Raw genomic sequence first — 16,320 nt, 5'->3', positions numbered from 1 at the left:
ACGCTCGCGGCCGTCGTGGTGGGCGCCGGCCTGCACGGTCGCCTGCGGGAAGACAGCGGGGCGCGCATCGCCGCGCTGCAGCGTGAACTCGAAACCGCCGCGTCGCAGGTGCGCTATGTCGCGGTGCTGTCGGACCCGCAGTCGCACCCCTCCCTGCTGGTGACCTTCGACGCCGCGAAGAACGCGCTGGTGCTGCAGCGCGTGGGCGACTACCGCGAGGCGGCCGACAAATCGCTCCAGCTCTGGGCGCTGCCGCCGGGCGGCGGCGGGCCCCGTTCGCTCGGCGTGCTCGGCAGCCAGGCGCTGCTCACGCTGCCGGCGCCCGAGAGCGCCGTGCACGGCGTGCCGGCCCTGGCCGTGAGCCTCGAGCCCCACGGCGGCGTGCCCGGCGACCGCGGGCCGACCGGCCCGGTGCTCTTCAAGGGTGCGCTCATCGAACGCATGACCTGAGATCGCCGGCACGGTCTCAGGCGGTGCGAGCTGCCGCGCGCCGCGCAGCAGAACGGTCGAAACCCGGAAAAACCAGAGTCCGCGGAGGCCCTCCCGCTGGCATACTTTGTCCCGGGAGGGTTCATCCATGAGGTTTCGCCGCTGGCTCGCCCTGCGAGCATTCCACGTGCCCGTGCTCGCCGGCCTCGCGCTGGCGCTGCCTGCCGCCACGGTCGCCGAGACCGGCAAGCTGCCGCTCACGGGCGGCGTCAGTTCCATCTCCGGCGCCGCGGGCGGCGGGCTCACGCCCTGGGCCGTGATCGGCACCAACGCCACCGAGGGCGAGATCGGCGTCAGCGCCTTCGCCACCCGCCTGCGCACGCGCGACTATGGCCTCACCAGCTCGGGCCTGGCGCTCGGCCTCTACGACCGGGTGGAGCTGTCGGTGGCGCGCCAGGATTTCGGCGCGGCGCCCGCGGCCGCGCTCAACGCAGTGGCCCCGTTCGGCGTGGAGCCCGACCTGCACCTCAAGATGGACATCATCGGCGCCAAGGTGCGGCTGCTGGGCGACGCCGTGCTCGACAGCGACTCGCCCATGCCGCAGATCGCCGTCGGCGTGGAACACAAGCGCCTGCACCCCGCGTCGGCCGGCGGGGTGGTGCAGTTCCTGGGGGCCGACACCGAAGGCACCGACGTCTACATCAGCGCCACCAAGCTGCTGCTGGACCGCAACCTGCTCGTGCACGCCACGCTGCGCTCGACCAACGCCAACCAGAACGGCCTGCTCGGCTTCGGCGCGAATGCGCCCGGCCGGTCGAGCCGCTCGCTGCAGCCGGAATTCTCGGTCGCCTACCTGCTGCGGCGCGACCTGGCGATCGGCGCGGAGTGGCGCTTCAAGCCCGACAACCTGCGGGCCCTGGGCCGCGCTGCCGGGCTCGGCGACGCGCTGCGCGAGGACGACTGGCGCGACGTGTTCCTCGTCTGGGCGCCCAGCAAGCACCTGTCCGTGACGCTCGCCTACGTGGACCTGGGCCGCGTCGTGCCCGGCGTGACGGCCAACCGCCGGCAGCGCGGCGCCTACGTCTCGCTGCAGGCCGCGTACTGACAGACCCCGACGCCGGAGCGCAGCGCCATGCCCACCCGTTTCCTCTTCTCCTCGTCCTTCTGTTCCGCGCGCCCAGCGCCGTTCCGCCCGCGGCACTCCGGCGCTGCGCCGGCCCGGTCCCGCCCGGCCGCCATGGCTTCATCCGCCGCGCTGGCGTTCCTGATGGCAGGAGCGGCCGTGCAGGCCGGGGCGCAACCGGTGCCGCCGGCGCAACCCGGGCCCGCCGCCGCGGCGCAGGCGCGCGCGGCCCTCGCCCCGAGCGTGTCCGCGAGCGTGCCGGCCGGCGGCATTCCCGCGGGCCTCTACGACGCGCTCGGCCGCAAGGAGGGCATCGCGCGCATCATGGACCGCCTGGTCGATTCGGCTTTCCGCGACGCGCGCATCGGCCCGATCTTCAAGGAAACCAAGCCGCAGGCGCTCAAGGAAAGCCTCACCGACCAGGTCTGCGTGCTGACCGGCGGGCCCTGCGTCTATGAGGGCGCGGATATGCGGGCCGCCCATGCCGACCTGCAGATCCGCAAGAGCGATTTCAATGCCCTCGTGGAACTGCTGCAGGCCGCGATGGACGCCGAGGGCGTGCCCTTCACCCAGCAGAGCCGCCTGCTCGCGCTGCTCGCGCCGATGCACCGGGACGTGATCACGGTCCGCTGAGCGTTGCCGTCCGCACGCCTGCGCACGGGTGCCGAAACGCTCCGCAGGCACTGCGGGGCTTCCCTGGCGAGGCCAGCGCGGCACCCGCCCACGCGGCACAATCCGGAGCGTGAGCGCCCCCACCGATCCGCCCGTCCCGCCGCCGCCCGCACAGGCGCCGGCTCGGCCCACGGAGCCGTCGCTGCCGCGCCGCATCGCCCACCTCGACATGGACGCGTTCTACGCCTCGGTCGAGCTGCTGCGCTATCCGCAGCTCAAGGGCCTGCCGGCGGTGATCGGCGGCGGCCGGCGCAGCGAGGACGACGCGCTCGCCCGCGCCTATGCCGGCCGCGAATCCGAGATCCCCGTCGAGGCATTCCCGCTGCTGCGCGACTATGTGGGGCGCGGCGTGATCACCACCGCCACCTACCCGGCGCGGCAATTCGGCGTGGGCTCGGCCATGGGGCTCATGAAAGCGTCGCGGCTGTGCCCGCAGGCCATCCTGCTGCCGGTCGATTTCGCGTCCTACCGGCGCTTCTCGCGGCAGTTCAAGGACATCATCCTCTCGATCGCCCCGGTCATGGAGGACCGCGGCGTGGACGAGGTGTACATCGACTTCACCCACGTGCCCGGCGGCCAGCGCGAGGGCGGGCGCGTGCTCGCGCGGCTCATCCAGAAGAGCATCTTCGACGCCACGGGCCTGACCTGCTCGCTCGGCGTGGCGCCCAACAAGCTCATCGCCAAGATGGCGAGCGAATTCAACAAACCCAACGGCATCTCGATCGTGCACGAGGGCGACCTGGAATCCGCGATCTGGCCGCTCGCCTGCCGCAAGATCAACGGCATCGGCCCCAAGGCGGACGCCAAGCTGCAGTCGTACGGCATCCACACCATCGGCGACCTCGCCGCGCGCCCGCGCGACTGGCTGGTGCGCACCTTCGGCAAGGCCTACGGTGCCTGGCTGCACGAGGCCGCCTGGGGCCGCGACGACCGCGCCGTGGTGACCGAGAGCGAGCCCGTCTCCATGAGCCGCGAGACCACCTTCGACCGCGACCTGCATGCGGTGCGCGACCGAGCGGAACTCGGCCGCATCTTCACCGACCTGTGCGAGCGCGTGGCCGAAGACCTGCGCCGCAAGGGCTACGTGGGCAAGACCATCGGCATCAAGCTGCGCTACGACGACTTCAGGATCGCCACGCGCGACCAGACCATCGCCACCTTCACCCAGGACGCCGCAACGATCCGCCGCGCGGCCGGCGAATGCCTCAAGCGCGTACCGCTGGACAGGCGCCTGCGGCTGCTCGGCGTGCGCGTGGGCAATCTGCTGACGGAAGAGGAGGCGCGCGAGGCGGAGGCGGCGGCCCGGGTGCCGGAGACCGGGCGGCTGTTCGACGATTAATGTTACTTCGCGGCGCGGCGGGGTTTGGCCGCCGTCCGCTGCCGCTCGGCGTCCTCCAGGTGCTTCCTGGCCTCTACCAGTTCCCCGTCACCCAGCAGCCTGTCGCCGGGCACCAGAAACCACCCCTTGATGCAGGCCAGGTCCTGGACGGCGATCTGGATGTGGGTGTCCGCGCAGATCGAGCTGCCGTCGGAGACGAGCCCCCCTTGCTCGAAGGCGCCCCGGGCCGCCTGGTAGGGCGCAGAAGCGACGATGGCCGCGGTGTCCTGGTCCCGAAGGGCCTGCTCGTGCAGGATTTTGCGGAACGCATGCACCATGTCGCACGCGGCCTTGTCGAATGCGCGGTGCAGGAGATCCGTGTCGCCGTCGAATGCCGCCTTGTTGACCGGCGGCGGCGTTCCCCTTGCCGCGCTTCCGCTCACCACGGCCTGGGCGGCGTGCGTGAAATCCGCGATGCCTGCTTGCGTCGTCAGATCGAGCCAGCGGTCGACCTCCAGGACCGCGCCGACCACGGCAGGCGTCGCGATCGGTTTGCGGGTGAGCAACAGATGGGGATGATCGTGGGAGAACCGCGCCAGTTTCAATGCGCGGGTCCAGTCGCCTTCAAAAAAATAGAGCCCGTCGCCCAGCCAGTCGTAGAGGTTGCTGGAGATTCTCGGCTTGACCTCGCCACGGACGAACCCGTCGCGGGTCGTGATGTCGCAGCCGTGGTAGGCCAGGACGACCCGGCCCATCAGCGGTACTTCTTCGCGAGCCTTCCGTTCTCGTTCACGATGCCGGCCGCCTGCATGAGCGCGGCGGCTTCCGTCCCGGAAAGGGCAGGGAACCTGAAGTCGGAGCCGCCGGCTCTCAGCACGCGCCTCACGGCGGTGCCAATCTGGGGCTGGAGGTCGGCGTCCACCGGCGCCGTGTGCTTGCGGACACGGCGTTCTGCGGGGGGGTGCACAGCGTTGACCATCTGGAAAGTGTGCCACAACCGGCTGGATCGCGCTGCGGGGCAGGGTTCTCAGGCGCGCGCCGGCTCCGACGGCGTACCCCCGCGCCCGAACCGGTGCCACGCGCGGCGCAATTGGGTGTCGGAGCTGAAGCCTGCCATCGCCGCCGCCTGCGTCACCGTGTGGCCCGCGTTCAGCGCCGCCTCGGCCGTGGCGAGGCGGATGGTGCGCAGCCAGGCCAGCGGGGCGATGCCCGCATGGTCGATGAAGAGGCGCGTGAGATGCCGCGGCGACGTGTGGGCCAGCCCGGCCATGGCCGGCACCGTCCAGCCGCCGGCCGGGTCCTGCGCGACGGCGTCCTGCACGCGGTGCAGGGCGGGGTGCAGGTGGTTGCGGTGCGCCAGGAACGGCGAGAACTCCGGATCGTGCGGACCGCGGCGCAGCGCCACCACCATGGTCTGCGCCACCTGCGCGGCGATGGCGGGGCCGCATTCGTCGGCGATGCGGTGCAGCACCAGATCGATGCCGGTGGTGACGCCCGCGCTGCTGTAGAGCGGGGCGTCCGCCACGAAGACGCGATTGGCCACCACGTCGCACCGCGGCTCCACCTGCTGCAGCTCCGCGAGGTGCTGGTGGTGCGTGGTCGCGCGCCGGCCCGCGAGCAGCCCGGCGTGCGCGGCCAGCACCGAGCCGGCGCACACGGTGAGCAGCTCCAGCCGCCCGCGCTCGGGGCGCAGGCCGCGCAGCCAGTGCAGCAGGGCGCGCGCCTCGTCGCCCGCCACGTCGATCGCCGCGCCCGGCAGGCCGATCAGCACCACCCAGGCCGCCTCGGGCCACGCGGTGGGCAGCGGCTCCAGCCCGGCGAGCAGGGCGCCCACCGAGGTGACCGACTGCGGCGTGGGGCTCGCGAAGCGCAGCACGAAGCGCTCCGGCCGCCCCTGCGCGCGCAGGCACTGGTTGGCGATGCGCAGCGCCTCCGCCGGCCCGGCCCAGTCGAGCACCAGGCTGTGCGGCAGCAGCGCGAAGACGACGTGGACCGGCGGCGGGCCGGCGTCGGCCTTCAGGGCTGCGGGATGCTGCGGGGATCGGGGTTCCATGGCGTGTCCATCTGCCGGGCCGTGCGTTCGGCGAGCGCGCGGCCGGCGAGGCGTTCTACCAGATGCAGCGACAGATCGATCCCCGCGCTGATGCCAGCCGAGGTGAACAGCCGGCCGGCGCCGCCATGATCCACCCAGCGCACCCCGGTGCGCACGTCGAGTTCCGGGAACCGCGCGCGCAGGTCGTCCACGTCCTCCCAGTGCGTGGTCACCGCGCCGTCCCGCACCACGCCCGCGGCCGCGAGCAGGAAGGCGCCCGTGCAGACCGAGGCCGTCACCCGGGCCCCGGCGGCCGTGCGCGCGATCCACGCCAGGGTGGCGGGGCAGGCGAGCGCGCCGTCGACCACCCCGCCCGGCACCACCAGCACGTCCACGGGCAGAGGCGCGGCATCGGCGAAGCCGGCGTCCGGCACGAGTCGCAGGCCCGCGCGGGCCCGCACCGCCGCGCCGGGGCCGGCATCGCGCGCCACGCAGCGCACGTCGAAGAGCGGCGGCGCATCGGCGTGCCGGCGCGCATGCATGCGCGCGGCGGTGGTGAAGACTTCGTACGGCCCGGCCAGATCCAGCGCCTCGACGTCGTCGAACGCGAGGATCGCGACGCGCCACGTTGCCGGTGCTGCCGGTCCCTGCGCGGAGCCGGTCATGCCGCGGCCCCGGTGGCCGTTTCCCTGCCCGCGGTGGCCCGCGCCAGGGCTTCCTCCACCGTGCAGAGCGTGGCGAAGCGCCCGGCCAGCACCGTCTCCGTGCGCACCCGGATGTCCTCGGCCGGCAGCACGCGGCCATCGGGCTGGCGCATGTCCCAGGTCAGCGTGGCCTGCGTGACGTAGTCCACCTCCCAGCCGAGGTCGCTGGCGTGGCGCGTGGTGGTCTCGCAGCACTGCTCCGTGCGGATGCCGCTCACGACCAGCCGGCCGATGCCGTTCCGCGCGAGCCACACGTCCAGCCCCGTGCCCACCAGCGCGCTGTGGCGGTGCTTGGTGAATTCCGCCGCGGGCGCGAACGCCGCCAGCCCGGCCAGCGGGCGCACGTGCCCGGATTCGACGGCGAACGGATTCGAGGCCTCGGCCGGCCCGTCGCTGTGCAGGATGCGCACGATCGGCACGCCGCGCGCCGTGCAGCCTTCGATCAATGCGTTCTGCGCGGCGAGGTAGGCGGGAAGCCCGTCCTCCGAGAAGAACGGGCGGTGGCGGAACGACTCCTGCACGTCGATCACTAACAGACAGGTTTTCATGGCAATCTCCCCCGTGAGGGGTGTGGTGGAATTGCCTGTATCGTGCCCTTGCAGCGTGCTGCCGTCCGGTCGCGGCCGGACCGGTGCCGATCAATTTAGGACGTATTGATGGAGCGTGCGCCTCACACCAGCCGCACGGCTTCCAGTTCCTTCTTCAGGTAGGCGTAGAACAGCGGCGCCGCCACCAGGCCCGCCGGGCCGAACACCGCCTCGGCCACGAACATCACCGACAGCAGCTCCCACACGCCCATGTGCGTGCGCTGGCCCACCACCTTCGCATTGATGACGTATTCGGCCTTGTGGATCAGCACGAGGAAGGCCAGGCAGGCGATGGCCGCCGTGGGCGAGACCGACAGGCCGACGATGGTGATGACCGCGTTGCACAGCAGGTTGCCCACGATCGGCACCAGCCCCGCGAGGAAGGTGAGGGTGATGAGGGCCGGCGTGTACGGCAGGCGCAGGTCCCAGAGCGGCAGCACGGCGAGCAGGAAGAGGGCCGTCAGCAGCGTGTTGAAGGAGGCGATCCAGAACTGCGCCGCCACGATCTGCCGGAAGGCCTCGCCCAGGTAGGTGATGCGCTCGCCCAGCGCCACCGCGAGCGGCCCGCGCGCGCCGCCCAGCGGCCGCACGGCGGCCAGCGCGCCGATGAGCAGGCCCACGTAGGCATGCAGCAGGCCCGCCAGCCACACGCGCCCGGCCAGGGCCAGCGCGCCGGCCTTGGCGCCCAGGTAGCCCGCGATGGTGCGCTGGATCTCCGCGGCCCCTTCGGGCAGGTGGGCGCCGATGTCGGCGGGCAGCTTCTGGCGCAGCTCCAGCACGGTGCGTGCGAGGAAGTCGAGCAGTTCGCGGTACTGCTGCGGTGCCTCGACGATGTAGGTGCGCGAATGCGTGGCCGCGACCGCCAGCAGCACCAGCGGCGCGATGCCCACCAGCGCGGCGGCCACCACCTGGCCCGTGCGCAGGGCGCGGCCACTCGCCTGCCAGCCGCGGGGCAGGGCGGCCGCCAGCCGCGGAGCGAGCCAGCGCGTGAGCAGGAAGCCCAGGCACGCGCAGATCAGGCCGGGCAGCAGGCCCTGCCACATCACGAGCAGCAGGGCGCCGCCCATCAGCAGGTAACTCGCCGTGCGCACGCCGCGCGTCGGCGCGGCGGGGGGCGCTTCGGCCGTCGGGAGCGGCTCCATGGGGCGGGTGGCGCGAATCGAAACCGGGCGATGCCGGAGGATCAGCCCACCACGACCGGTGCGCCCGTGCCGCGCTCGGCGATCGTGCCGATGGTGTGCACGGATTCGCCCTGGGCGCGCAGCGTGGCCGCCACGGCGTCGGCCTGGGCGGCGGATACCACCACCACCATGCCGATGCCGTTGTTGAAGGTGCGGTTCATTTCGATGTCGTCGATGCCGGCCGTCTTCTGCAGCCAGGCGAACAGCTCGGTCTGCGGCCAGCTGCCGGCCTGCAGGTGCGCAGCGAGCCCTTCGGGCAGCACGCGCGGAATGTTCTCCAGCAGGCCGCCGCCGGTGATGTGGGCCAGGGCCTTGATGCCGCCGACCCCGGCCGGGTGCTGCGCGAGCGCGGCCAGCACGCTCTTCACGTAGAGGCGCGTGGGTTCCATCACGGCCTGCCTGAACGGCTTGCCGTCCAGGGTGGCGGGGGCGGAATCGCCGGCGCGCTCGATGCACTTGCGCACGAGGCTGAAGCCGTTGGAGTGCACGCCGGCCGAAGCCAGGCCCAGCACCACGTCGCCGGCCGCCACGTCGCGGCCGGTGAGGATCTTCGACTTCTCGACCGCGCCCACCGCGAAGCCCGCGAGGTCGTATTCGCCGGCCGGGTACATGCCCGGCATCTCGGCGGTCTCGCCGCCGATCAGCGCGCAGCCCGAAAGCTCGCAGCCGCGGGCGATGCCGCCCACCACGGCGGCGGCCGTGTCCACGTCGAGCTTGCCGCAGGCGAAGTAGTCCAGGAAGAAGAGCGGCTCGGCGCCCTGCACGAGCACGTCGTTCACGCTCATGGCGACGAGGTCGATGCCCACGGTGTCGTGCATGTTCCACTCGAAGGCCAGCTTGAGCTTGGTGCCCACGCCGTCGGTGCCCGAGACCAGCACCGGCTCCTGGTAGCGCTTGGGCACCTCGAACAGCGCGCCGAAGCCGCCGATGCCGGCCAGCACGCCTTCGCGCATCGTCTTCTTCGCCAGCGGCTTGATGCGCTCGACCAGCGCGTCGCCCGCGTCGATGTCGACGCCGGCGTCTTTGTACGAAATGGGGGTGGAGGAGGCGGAAGAACTCATGGGCTGGATGGGGAGTGGTGCAGGGCCCGCGAGGCAGGCCGGAACGCGCGGATTCTAAGGCCGCGCCCGCCCGGCGGCCCAATGCCCCCTGGCGGGGCACCGGGCTCGCGCAGGGTTTGCGGCGATCCCCGGGCCGGCCCCGTGCACCCACGGGGCGGCCATGCACCGGGCCCGTGGCCGGCCAGCGGCCGCGCCAAGGCGCCGGGAACCTTCGCGGCAGACTAAAATCGCCGGCTGCACCGGCAGGCCGGCCTCCCGCACGGCGGGCCGGCCTGCCTCGCCGCAACACCGCGCGTGCCCGGAGCCGGCCGGGTGCGGCGGGCGGCCGTCCCCTGCACGGCATATCCACTGCGCTTCCTTTTTCCACCGACTTCGTCCGCTTCCGCCACCAACCCATGCCGCTGCCGCTCCCACCGCTCCGCGCCGCCGCCGTGCACCCCGCCGTGCCCGCGGGCCTTCGTGCGCCGACGGCCGATGCCGCCTGGCCAAAGGAGCGCGCATGAAGCAGCTGGCCCTCGACATCGGCCTCGCCACCGGTCCCACGCTGGCGAACTTCTTCCCCGGCGCCAACGTCCAGGCGCTGCAGCACCTGCGCATCGCGGTGGGCGAGGGCGACGGGGCCTCCGGCGCCGCGCCCGTGCGCTCCCCGGTGCCCACCTACCTCTGGGGCGAATCGGGCAGCGGCAAGACGCACCTGCTCGAAGCCGTGCGCGAGGCGCTGCGCGAGCAGGGCTGCACGGTGGGCTGGCTCGACGCCGCCTCGATGCGGCCCACGTCGTTCGACGAGCGCTGGTCCGCCGTGGTGCTCGACGAGGTGCACCTCTATTCCACCGCCCAGCAGGCCGCGGCGTTCAACTGGTTCATCAATGCGATCAGCCCCGCCGTCGGCGCCCCCCGCTGGGTGCTGGCCGCCGGCGACCTGCCGCCCGCCGACCTGCCGCTGCGCGACGATCTGCGCACCCGCCTGGGATGGGGCCATGTGTTCCAGCTCCATCTGCTCGACGAGGCGGAGCGCCGCGCCGTGCTGCGCCAGGAGGCCGACGCGCGCGGTATCCTGCTCGGCGACGACGTGGTGAGCTACATGCTGCACCGCTTCTCGCGCGACCTGGGCAGCCTCATGCAGTTGCTCGACCAGCTCGACAGTTTCGCGCTGCGCACCCAGCGCGCCATCACCATCCCCCTGCTCAAGACCATGCTGGAGTCCGAATAGCGCGCCGACGCCGCTGCCGACGACGCCTGTTCCCTTCCGCACCGAATGCCCGCATGACCCCCGACACCCCGGCCTCCGCAGACCGCCGCCCCCGGCTCGCGCTCTTCGACCTGGACCACACGCTGCTGCCGCTCGATTCCGATTACGAGTGGGGCGAGTTCACCATGCGCATCGGCTGGACCGATCGCACCGAATTCGGCCGCCGCAACAAGGAGTTCTACGACCACTACGTGGCCGGCACGCTGAACGTGCACGACTACGTCCGCTTCGCCGTCGATGCGGTGCGCCAGCGCGGCCCCGAGGCGGCCGCGGCGGCGCATGCGCAGTTCATGCGCGAGGTGATCGGCCCGGCCATCCTCCCGCCCGCGCTCGACCTGCTGCGCGCGCACCAGGACGCGGGCGACGAGGCGGTCATCATCACGGCCACCAACGAATTCGTCACCGCCCCGATCGCGCGCGCCCTGGGCGTGGAGCAATTGCTGGCGGTGGAACTGGAGCGCGACGAGAGCGGCTGGATCACCGGCGGCATCCGCGGCGTGCCCTCCATGCGCGAAGGCAAGGTGCAGCGCATGGAACAATGGCTGTCGGCGCGCGGCTGGCGCTGGAGCGACGTGGAAGCCACGTTCTACAGCGACTCCATGAACGACGTGCCCCTGCTCGAAAAAGTCGACCACCCCGTCGCCACCAACCCCGACCCCCGCCTGCGCGCGCTCGCGCAGCAGCGCGGCTGGCGCATCCTGGACCTGTTTTCTACGCCATCACCATGATCAAGAAGTTCATCGACAAGCTGCTCGGCAAGGCCGCGCCGGGCGCGGGCCGTGGAAAGAACCGTTTCGGCAAGCGCGAGGACGTACCCGCCTCCGAGCACCGCATCGACCCGGAACTCGTGGACCGCCGCGCCACCGAGGTGGTGCGCACGCTCCAGCAGGCGGGCTACGAGGCCTACATCGTCGGCGGCGCCGTGCGCGACCTGCTGCTCGGCCTGAAACCCAAGGATTTCGACGTTGCCACCAATGCCACGCCCGAGCAGGTCAAGGGCCTGTTCCGCCGCGCCTTCATCATCGGCAAGCGTTTCCGTATCGTGCACGTGGTGCACGGCCGGGGCCGCGAGCACGAGGTGATCGAGGTCTCCACCTTCCGCGCCTACCTCGACAACACCGCCATCGAACAGCAGGTGAGCGGCAACGAGAAGACCTCCCGGGCCGCGCTCGCCGGCATGCAGCACGCCGTGGACGCGAGCGGTCGCGTGCTGCGGGACAATGTCTGGGGCCCGCAGGACGAGGACGCCACGCGCCGCGACTTCACCATCAACGCGATGTACTACGACCCGGCCACGCAGGTGGTGGTGGACTACCACAAGGGCATCCAGGACGCGCGCAAGAAGGTGATCCGCATGATCGGCGACCCGGCCACGCGCTACCGCGAAGACCCGGTGCGCATCATCCGCGCCGTGCGCTTCGCGGCCAAGCTCTCGGGCGTGGGCTTCACGATCGAGCCCAAGACCGCCGCGCCGCTCGTGCAGTCGCAGACCCTGCTGGCCGACGTGCCGCAGAGCCGCATGTTCGACGAGATGCTCAAGCTCCTGCAGACGGGCCACGCGATCGCCACGATCGAGCAGCTCAAGAAGCTGGGCCTCGCCACCGGCATCTACCCGCTGCTGGACGTGGTGGTGGAGCGCGCCGGCACCTCCTTCGTGAGCGCGGCGCTGGCCGACACCGACCGCCGCGTAGGCGAGGGCAAGCCCGTGGCGCCGAGCTTCCTGCTCGCCTGCGTGCTCTGGCAGGACGTGAAGACGCAGTGGGACCGCCGCCTCGCGCAGCGCGAGCATCCGTTCCCGGCGCTGCAGGGCGCGATCGACGATGTGTTCGACCAGCGCATCGGCGACGTGTCCGGCCGCGGCAAGCTGGCCGCCGACATGCGCGAGATCTGGGTCATGCAGCCGCGATTCGAGAAGCGCGTCGGCACCACGCCCTTCAGCATGGTCACGCACCTGCGCTTCCGCGCGGGCTTCGACTTCCTGAGGCTGCGTGCCGACGTGGGCGAGGTGGACGAGGCCCTGGCCGACTGGTGGCAGGAATTCCAGCTCGCCGACGAGGCCCGCCGCGAGGACATGATCGACCAGGTGCGCGAGGAGCAGAAGCAGCGCGCGCGCAAGAATCCGCCCGTGGTGCGCCGCGTGCCCAAGCCGGCCGCGCCGGCCGACGAGTCCGGCGCCGCTGCGGCGTCCGGTGCTGCCGCGCCGGCAGCGGACGGCCTCCCGGACGATGCGGAGGGCAGCGCCGAAGGGTCCGCGGTCAAGAAGCGCCGCCGCCGCCGTCGCAAGCCGTCGGGTGGCGGCGAGGGTGCGCCGCCGGCTGCGCCCGACGCCTGATCGCAGTGGCGGTGGCACACGTGACAGTGGACCGGCCTGGCAACCACTGCCTGCCGCCTCGGCGCCATCCTCGCGATCCGGTCACCGCATGCATCGGCCTGGGTGCCAACCTGGGAGATGCGCGTGCCGCCCTGCGCTCGGCCGTGGCCTCTCTCTCCGCGCTACCCGAGACCCGCGTCGAAGCGGTCTCGTCGCTCTACGCGAGTGCGCCGGTGGATGCCCGGGGGCCGGATTTCCTCAATGCCGTGGTGCGCCTTCGCACCGGCCTGACCGCGCCCGTGCTGCTGGATGCGCTGCAGGCCGTGGAAACGGCGGCCGGCCGCGAGCGGCCCTACCGCAATGCGCCGCGCACGCTCGATCTGGACCTGCTGTTCTACGGGGATGCGCGCATCGCCTCGCCACGGCTGGAGGTTCCGCATCCGCGCGCCCTGGAGCGGGCCTTCGTGCTCCTGCCCCTGGCCGACGTGGCACCGCACCGCGTGTCCGCGGAGGATCTGCGGCGGGTCGCCGATCAGCGCGTGCAGGCCGTCGAAGGCCCGGACTGGAGCGGCCGCACCGCACGCGCCTGACGACGGGCCGCGGCCGCCGTAGCCACGGCGCGCCCGGAGGCCGCCGGGGATCGGTCAGTCCACCTTGGCGCCGGAGGCCTTCACCAGCTGCTGGTACTTGGCGCGCTCGGACGCCATGAACGCGTCGAACTGCTCGGGCGTGGACGACACGGGCTCGGCCATCAGCGCCGTGAAGCGCGTCTTGGTTTCCGGGGCGTTCAGCGCGTCCAAGAAGGCCTTGTTCAGCTTGGCGATCACCGGGCGCGGCGTGCCCGCGGGAGCGACGAGCCCCCACCAGGTGTCGATCGAGAAGCCCTTGAACGTGTCCGCCAGCGGGGGCACGCCCGGCAGCATGGGGCTCGACTGCAGCGAGGTCACGGCCAGCGCCTTGATCTTGCCCGCGCGGATGTTCGGAGCCGCGGCCGCGAGGTTGTCGATGTTGAAATCCACCTCGCCGGCGAGCAGTGCCAGCTGCGCCGGGCTCGCGCCGCGGTAGGGAATGTGCAGCGCATAGATGCCGGCGCGCTGCTTGAACATCTCGCCGGCCAGGTGGCCCGCGCTGCCGTTGCCGCCGCTGCCGTAGTTCAGCTTCGCGGGATTCGCCTTGGCATAGGCGATGAGGTCGGCCAGCGTGTGGATCTTCAGCTGCTCGGCCTTGGCCGCGTTCATCACCAGCACGTTGGGCACGCGCACCATCTGCGTGATGCCCGCGAAATCCTTCGCCGCGTCGTAGGGCATGCGGCTGTAGAGCCAGGGGTTCACCGCGTGCGTGGCGGTGGCCGCCAGGCCGATGGTGAGGCCGTCCGGTGCGGCCTTGGCCACGGCATCGGCGCCGATGTTGCCGCCGGCACCGGCCTTGTTGTCGATCACGACCGTGCCGAGCGAATCGCGCACGCGCTCGGCCAGCAGCCGGGCGGTGGCGTCGAGCGGGCCGCCCGGGGCATAGGGAACGATGAGCCGGATGGTCGCGTCGTGGCCGGGAGCCTGTGCCAGCGCCAGGGGGGAAACACAGGCGGCGGCGGCAGCCGTCGCCGAAAGAAGGAAATGTCTGCGGTGCGTCATGGGCGCCATTGTGCAGAAAAACCGCGCTACCGACGCCGGGAGCTTCGGTGCAGTGTCCTACAGCATCACCTTGCGGCGATTTCTATAAACGACACATCGAGCGCCGCGGCGCTCGGCTGCCGGGCCCGCGGCCCGCACGCAGTCCCGCCCGCGTCCGTCGGCCCCCGGCCGCATTCCTTTTTCCGGAGATTCCGCATGCAGACGTCCCAGAACACACTTCCCCCGTCCCGCTACGCCGACTGCATCCGCGCCTGCAACGACTGCGCGGATGCCTGCGACACCTGTGCAGCGTCCTGCCTGCGCGAACCCGAGCCGCGCCACATGGTGCGCTGCATCACGCTCGACATGGACTGCGCGGCCCTGTGCCGCGTGGCCGCCGGCGCCATGGCCCGCGAGAGCGCGCATGCCCATGAGATCTGCGCGCTCTGCGCCCGGTTGTGCGACGCCTGCGCCAACGAGTGCGCCCGCCACGACATGGCGCATTGCCAGGCCTGCGCGGCCATGTGCCGGCGCTGCGCCGACCTGTGCCGTGCGATGGGCTGAGCCGCCACGTCCCGCCCGGCTTTTCCGGTAGCGGGGCGGGCAGGCACCCGGCAGGCGCCGCTCAGGCCGCGACGGTGTCGCCGTGCTTGTCGGCCTCGGACGTGAAGGCGTCCGCGTAGAACTCTTCGGGCGGCAGCCCGCGTTCGGCACTGTAGGCCTTGCGTGCCGACTCCACCACGACGGGGGCGCCGCAGGCATACACCTGGTGGCCCGACAGGTCGGCATGGTCGTCCATCACCGCCTCGTGCACGAAGCCCGTGCGGCCGGTCCATCCGTCTTCCGGCAGCGCGTTCGACACCACCGGCACGTAGCGCAGCCGGGGCATGTCGGCCAGGCGCTCCCGCACCCATGCGTCCATGTAGAGATCCGCCGGACGGCGCCCGCCCCAGTAGAGCGTGGCGGGCCGGTCGATGCCCTTGAAGCGCAGGTGCTCGATGAGCGCCTTCACCGGGGCGAAACCCGTGCCCGAGGCGAGCAGGATGATCGGCTTGGGGCTGTCCTCGCGCAGGAAGAAGCTGCCGAACGGGCCCTCCACGCGCAGGATTTCCTTTTCCTTCATGGTGCCGAACACGTGGTCCGTGAAGCGGCCGCCCGGCATGTGGCGGATGTGCAGTTCCAGGCCCGGCGCTTTCTCCTGCGTGTGCGGCGCGCAGGCCATCGAATAGGCGCGGCGCGCGCCATCCTTCAGGATGAACTCGACGTACTGGCCCGCGTGGTAGCGGAACGTGTCGGCCGCGGGCAACTGCAGCCGCACCACCATCACGTCGTGCGATGCGCGCGTGAGCGTGGACACGCGCACGGGCATCTTCTTGACGGGGTAGGCGCTCTCGTCGGTCACCTGGCGCGATTCCAGCACCACGTCGGTGAGCGGCTGGGCGCAGCAGGTGAGCACGAAGCCCGCGTCGGCTTCCTCGGGGGTCAGTGCCTTCGACTGGTGCTCGCCGTGCACCACCGAGCCGCTCAGCTTGCGGCACTTGCAGGAGCCGCAGGCGCCGTCCTTGCAACCGTAGGGCAGGCCGACGCCGCTGCGGATCGCGGCGCCCAGCAGGGTCTCGCCGGCCAGCGCGGCATAGGCGCGGCCGCTCGGCTGCACGGTGATCTGGTGGGAAGCTGCGGCGGTCGCTGCGGTGGTCATGGGGTCGTTATCCTTGCGTGTCTCATCGTTGCCGGAACTGGATTTTGCCCTCAAACATGAACCCCCTCGGCGCGCTGCCGGCGCGTTTCCGCCGCGAGCGTGTGCTCATCGTCGGCTGCGGCGACGTGGGCCTGCGCGCCGTGCGCATGCTGCGGGCCGGGCAGGGCGCGCCGCGGCCGCGCGTGCTCGCGCTCACCTCCAGCGCCGCGCGCGTGGCCGAACTGCGCGCGGCCGGCACCGTGCCGCTCGTGGGCGATCTGGACGACGTGCGCACATTGCGGCGCCTGGCCGGCCTCGCCACGCGCGTGCTGCACCTGGCGCCACCCCCCGGCGAGCGCGATGCG

The 16,320-nt window shown here is 72.0% G+C and carries 19 protein-coding genes; 10 read left to right on the top strand and 9 right to left on the bottom strand.

Features of this window, described 5'->3' with window-relative positions:
* From Q9R47_RS23995 to Q9R47_RS23980, 4 genes are all read left to right on the top strand, one after another.
* Window positions 1–450, top strand: a 450-nt coding sequence (locus tag Q9R47_RS23995) for an anti-sigma factor domain-containing protein (protein ID WP_311235610.1), incomplete at its 5' end; no start/stop codon positions are given.
* 127 nt (window positions 451–577) lie between these two features.
* Window positions 578–1,534 carry a DUF3034 family protein gene (locus tag Q9R47_RS23990; RefSeq protein ID WP_311235609.1) on the top strand — a complete coding sequence of 319 codons (957 nt, stop codon included), beginning with the start codon at window positions 578–580 and terminating at the stop codon, window positions 1,532–1,534.
* A gap of 132 nt (window positions 1,535–1,666) precedes the next feature.
* The gene (locus tag Q9R47_RS23985) at window positions 1,667–2,185 is read left to right on the top strand and encodes a group 1 truncated hemoglobin (RefSeq protein WP_311235608.1); all 519 of its coding nucleotides are present in this window, start codon (window positions 1,667–1,669) and stop codon (window positions 2,183–2,185) included.
* A 100-nt stretch (window positions 2,186–2,285) separates the two neighbouring features.
* Window positions 2,286–3,563 carry a DNA polymerase IV gene (locus Q9R47_RS23980; RefSeq protein ID WP_404977208.1) on the top strand — a complete coding sequence of 426 codons (1,278 nt, stop codon included), beginning with the start codon at window positions 2,286–2,288 and terminating at the stop codon, window positions 3,561–3,563.
* A 2-nt stretch (window positions 3,564–3,565) separates the two neighbouring features.
* Here the strand turns inward: Q9R47_RS23980 and Q9R47_RS23975 are convergent, their stop codons facing one another.
* The 7 genes from Q9R47_RS23975 to purM all read right to left on the bottom strand — a co-directional run bounded on the left by Q9R47_RS23975 (window position 3,566) and on the right by purM (window position 9,107).
* On the bottom strand, window positions 3,566–4,297 hold the full coding sequence (locus Q9R47_RS23975) for a hypothetical protein (RefSeq protein WP_311235607.1): 732 nt from the start codon (window positions 4,295–4,297) through the stop codon (window positions 3,566–3,568).
* On the bottom strand, window positions 4,297–4,464 hold the full coding sequence (locus tag Q9R47_RS23970) for a hypothetical protein (protein WP_311235606.1): 168 nt from the start codon (window positions 4,462–4,464) through the stop codon (window positions 4,297–4,299). Before Q9R47_RS23970 ends, Q9R47_RS23975 begins: the two co-directional genes overlap by 1 nt.
* Window positions 4,465–4,569: 105 nt before the next feature.
* Entirely contained in the window at window positions 4,570–5,595 is a 1,026-nt protein-coding gene (locus tag Q9R47_RS23965; RefSeq protein ID WP_311235605.1) for a helix-turn-helix domain-containing protein, read from the bottom strand.
* Window positions 5,559–6,239, bottom strand: coding sequence for a DJ-1/PfpI family protein (locus Q9R47_RS23960; RefSeq protein ID WP_311235604.1), 681 nt, complete (start codon window positions 6,237–6,239; stop codon window positions 5,559–5,561). The genes Q9R47_RS23965 and Q9R47_RS23960 overlap by 37 nt, the downstream gene beginning before the upstream one ends.
* Complete coding sequence (locus Q9R47_RS23955; RefSeq protein ID WP_311235603.1) at window positions 6,236–6,826, bottom strand: isochorismatase family protein; 591 nt, start codon at window positions 6,824–6,826, stop codon at window positions 6,236–6,238. The genes Q9R47_RS23960 and Q9R47_RS23955 overlap by 4 nt, the downstream gene beginning before the upstream one ends.
* A gap of 122 nt (window positions 6,827–6,948) precedes the next feature.
* A complete protein-coding gene (locus tag Q9R47_RS23950; RefSeq protein ID WP_311235602.1) occupies window positions 6,949–8,007 on the bottom strand; it encodes an AI-2E family transporter in 1,059 nt (352 codons plus the stop codon).
* A 41-nt stretch (window positions 8,008–8,048) separates the two neighbouring features.
* Window positions 8,049–9,107 carry a phosphoribosylformylglycinamidine cyclo-ligase gene (purM, locus tag Q9R47_RS23945; protein ID WP_311235601.1) on the bottom strand — a complete coding sequence of 353 codons (1,059 nt, stop codon included), beginning with the start codon at window positions 9,105–9,107 and terminating at the stop codon, window positions 8,049–8,051.
* A 499-nt stretch (window positions 9,108–9,606) separates the two neighbouring features.
* Between purM and hda the strand changes: the two genes are divergently transcribed.
* From hda to folK, 4 genes are read left to right on the top strand one after another with little or no spacing between them, the layout of a single operon-like run.
* A complete protein-coding gene (gene hda / locus Q9R47_RS23940) occupies window positions 9,607–10,317 on the top strand; it encodes a DnaA regulatory inactivator Hda (protein ID WP_311235600.1) in 711 nt (236 codons plus the stop codon).
* Between the two features lie 53 nt (window positions 10,318–10,370).
* Window positions 10,371–11,084, top strand: a complete 714-nt coding sequence (locus tag Q9R47_RS23935) for an HAD family hydrolase (RefSeq protein ID WP_311235599.1) — start codon at window positions 10,371–10,373, stop codon at window positions 11,082–11,084.
* Window positions 11,081–12,688, top strand: a complete 1,608-nt coding sequence (pcnB, locus tag Q9R47_RS23930) for a polynucleotide adenylyltransferase PcnB (protein ID WP_311235598.1) — start codon at window positions 11,081–11,083, stop codon at window positions 12,686–12,688. The genes Q9R47_RS23935 and pcnB overlap by 4 nt, the downstream gene beginning before the upstream one ends.
* A gap of 20 nt (window positions 12,689–12,708) precedes the next feature.
* Complete coding sequence (folK, locus tag Q9R47_RS23925; RefSeq protein WP_311235611.1) at window positions 12,709–13,257, top strand: 2-amino-4-hydroxy-6-hydroxymethyldihydropteridine diphosphokinase; 549 nt, start codon at window positions 12,709–12,711, stop codon at window positions 13,255–13,257.
* Between the two features lie 54 nt (window positions 13,258–13,311).
* On the opposite strand, the gene Q9R47_RS23920 is transcribed toward folK, so the two are convergent.
* Window positions 13,312–14,307, bottom strand: a complete 996-nt coding sequence (locus tag Q9R47_RS23920) for a tripartite tricarboxylate transporter substrate binding protein (protein WP_311235597.1) — start codon at window positions 14,305–14,307, stop codon at window positions 13,312–13,314.
* A gap of 186 nt (window positions 14,308–14,493) precedes the next feature.
* Here Q9R47_RS23920 and Q9R47_RS23915 point away from each other — a divergent pair, with 186 nt between their 5' ends.
* Window positions 14,494–14,841: a four-helix bundle copper-binding protein gene (locus Q9R47_RS23915; RefSeq protein ID WP_311235596.1), complete on the top strand. Its 348-nt coding sequence runs from the start codon at window positions 14,494–14,496 to the stop codon at window positions 14,839–14,841.
* 61 nt (window positions 14,842–14,902) lie between these two features.
* Here Q9R47_RS23915 and Q9R47_RS23910 read toward each other — a convergent pair whose 3' ends face one another.
* Window positions 14,903–15,976: a CDP-6-deoxy-delta-3,4-glucoseen reductase gene (locus tag Q9R47_RS23910; RefSeq protein WP_311235595.1), complete on the bottom strand. Its 1,074-nt coding sequence runs from the start codon at window positions 15,974–15,976 to the stop codon at window positions 14,903–14,905.
* A 44-nt stretch (window positions 15,977–16,020) separates the two neighbouring features.
* Here Q9R47_RS23910 and Q9R47_RS23905 point away from each other — a divergent pair.
* On the top strand, window positions 16,021–16,320 hold a 300-nt coding region (locus tag Q9R47_RS23905), incomplete at its 3' end, for an NAD-binding protein (protein ID WP_311235594.1).

Origin of the sequence: Acidovorax sp. PRC11, from assembly GCF_031844105.1 — a bacterium.
Lineage (GTDB): Bacteria > Pseudomonadota > Gammaproteobacteria > Burkholderiales > Burkholderiaceae_C > Paracidovorax.
The sequence above is the reverse complement of the archived record's forward strand: the minus strand, read 5'-3'. Positions and strand labels throughout refer to the sequence as shown.

Excerpts from the sequence above, each read along its gene's own strand:
- Q9R47_RS23990 (WP_311235609.1), top strand. The coding sequence starts at position 578 with ATGAGGTTTCGCCGCTGGCTCGCCCTGCGAGCATTCCACGTGCCCGTG.
- Q9R47_RS23985 (WP_311235608.1), top strand. The coding sequence starts at position 1,667 with ATGGCTTCATCCGCCGCGCTGGCGTTCCTGATGGCAGGAGCGGCCGTG.
- Q9R47_RS23975 (WP_311235607.1), bottom strand. The coding sequence starts at position 4,297 with ATGGGCCGGGTCGTCCTGGCCTACCACGGCTGCGACATCACGACCCGC.
- Q9R47_RS23965 (WP_311235605.1), bottom strand. The coding sequence starts at position 5,595 with ATGGAACCCCGATCCCCGCAGCATCCCGCAGCCCTGAAGGCCGACGCC.
- Q9R47_RS23960 (WP_311235604.1), bottom strand. The coding sequence starts at position 6,239 with ATGACCGGCTCCGCGCAGGGACCGGCAGCACCGGCAACGTGGCGCGTC.
- Q9R47_RS23955 (WP_311235603.1), bottom strand. The coding sequence starts at position 6,826 with ATGAAAACCTGTCTGTTAGTGATCGACGTGCAGGAGTCGTTCCGCCAC.
- Q9R47_RS23950 (WP_311235602.1), bottom strand. The coding sequence starts at position 8,007 with ATGGAGCCGCTCCCGACGGCCGAAGCGCCCCCCGCCGCGCCGACGCGC.
- purM (WP_311235601.1), bottom strand. The coding sequence starts at position 9,107 with ATGAGTTCTTCCGCCTCCTCCACCCCCATTTCGTACAAAGACGCCGGC.
- hda (WP_311235600.1), top strand. The coding sequence starts at position 9,607 with ATGAAGCAGCTGGCCCTCGACATCGGCCTCGCCACCGGTCCCACGCTG.
- Q9R47_RS23935 (WP_311235599.1), top strand. The coding sequence starts at position 10,371 with ATGACCCCCGACACCCCGGCCTCCGCAGACCGCCGCCCCCGGCTCGCG.
- pcnB (WP_311235598.1), top strand. The coding sequence starts at position 11,081 with ATGATCAAGAAGTTCATCGACAAGCTGCTCGGCAAGGCCGCGCCGGGC.
- Q9R47_RS23920 (WP_311235597.1), bottom strand. The coding sequence starts at position 14,307 with ATGGCGCCCATGACGCACCGCAGACATTTCCTTCTTTCGGCGACGGCT.
- Q9R47_RS23915 (WP_311235596.1), top strand. The coding sequence starts at position 14,494 with ATGCAGACGTCCCAGAACACACTTCCCCCGTCCCGCTACGCCGACTGC.
- Q9R47_RS23910 (WP_311235595.1), bottom strand. The coding sequence starts at position 15,976 with ATGACCACCGCAGCGACCGCCGCAGCTTCCCACCAGATCACCGTGCAG.